The organism is Paenibacillus xylanexedens (assembly GCF_007676705.1).
Taxonomy (GTDB): domain Bacteria; phylum Bacillota; class Bacilli; order Paenibacillales; family Paenibacillaceae; genus Paenibacillus; species Paenibacillus xylanexedens_C.
Map to the genome: position 1 here is coordinate 1 of NZ_VEBF01000206.1, position 295 is coordinate 295.

The 295-nt window shown below is 45.1% G+C and carries 1 pseudogene; it reads left to right on the forward strand.

The annotated features are described in order from the left end of the window. Positions 1-53: 53 nt before the first annotated feature. Positions 54-295: pseudogene (locus FS628_RS30460) on the forward strand (YceD family protein); the annotation flags it as partial.

The following is a 295-nucleotide window of genomic DNA, read 5'->3' on the forward strand; positions in this document are numbered from 1 at the left end:
TAAGTGTGGTGATAGGTTTGATAGGAATTATGAAATTGGTTCGGTTTGGAGTGATGGAAATGTTAATGGGATTTGGGAAAGTGGGTAGGAGTGATGGTGGGGTGAAGTTTAAGGAAGAGTGGGATATGAAGGAACTGGTTTGTAAGGGAGAAGATATCAGAGCCGTTAGGCCGCTGACTGGGGATTTATGTGGAGAATTGAGAGAAGGTGAGGTTGTGGATGTTGATGGGAAGGTGAGGGTAGGAGTGGAGATGTTGTGCTGGGGTTGTGTGAAGCGGATGAATGAAGATTTTCA